Source organism: Acidobacteriota bacterium, assembly GCA_003225175.1.
In the GTDB taxonomy this organism is placed as follows: Bacteria; Acidobacteriota; Terriglobia; order Terriglobales; family Acidobacteriaceae; genus Gp1-AA112.
This window is the reverse complement of the sequence record QIBA01000261.1, coordinates 1-864: the sequence shown is the minus strand read 5'-3', so window position 1 is coordinate 864 and position 864 is coordinate 1. Positions and strand designations below refer to the sequence as shown.

Below are 864 nucleotides of genomic sequence, written 5' to 3'. Positions count from 1 at the left end.
CTCAAAGAGTTTATCAATTCCAATAATGAAATAATAAGCCAAGAAAATTTGAGGCAACTTTTCTCTGATGGAACACAGCCAAAGTGGGCAAAGGATTTAATCCTTAGCAAGCTCAAACCACTCTTTCTGAGAACCAGACATTTAGACAACTCAAAAAAAAACCTAATAATTCGAGACTTCTTATTGGTGCTTTTTCCTTCATTTGCAGAATAACATTACGAACGATTAACCATTCTAGCTGCAGATTTCCGCAGGTCTTGGAGCAACTGGAGAAATGTCCTCTGGCAAAAAATAACGCAAAGATATGAAAAGTTTTCTAAGAATTCAAAGAGTTCTTCTGTTAAAGATCGTGAATGCGTAAACTCATATCTAAAATCTATTCACATTTCTGAAATATTTGAAACGTGAACTAAACATGTGTCAAGTAGATTATCAAATAATGAAGAGATGATACTTAAAAATCTTGTCATGTTTGCATTTTACTTTCTTATAAAGAATCAGAAGACTGCTCACGATGAAATTTTTTCTTTTACCGGAAATTTGTACATCATCAATTGTAACTTTATGAGTACATACAACATTACGACCTCAATGGATCTGTCAAAATATGAAATTACTTTAGAAATTAAAAGTCCTGATAACTCTGATGAAGAGAAGCCTAAAAAGCGCTCGAAAAAGAAGTAATTTCAAAATGGTAAGCGCACAGGAGATCTGGAACAGCCCAACCAAAAATGAGCCCTGAACAAACTACAGTCATGTCAACCATATCTACATTTCCGAATCTTCTCTGAATGTGACGCAAATTTGAATTTTTTTTTCAATTTAATGATAATAACACGTTTTTAGTTTTTTTTAAACATAATT

Annotated in this window: 1 protein-coding gene; it reads left to right on the top strand. The window is 32.5% G+C overall.

The annotated features are described in order from the left end of the window. Positions 1-447 precede the first annotated feature (447 nt). Positions 448-684: a hypothetical protein gene (locus DMG62_25235; GenBank protein PYY18821.1), complete on the top strand. Its 237-nt coding sequence runs from the start codon at positions 448-450 to the stop codon at positions 682-684. The last annotated feature ends 180 nt before the right edge of the window (positions 685-864 follow it).

Bases quoted from the DNA above. Each gene is read 5' to 3' on its own strand.
- DMG62_25235 (PYY18821.1), top strand. From the start codon at position 448: ATGATACTTAAAAATCTTGTCATGTTTGCATTTTACTTTCTTATAAAG.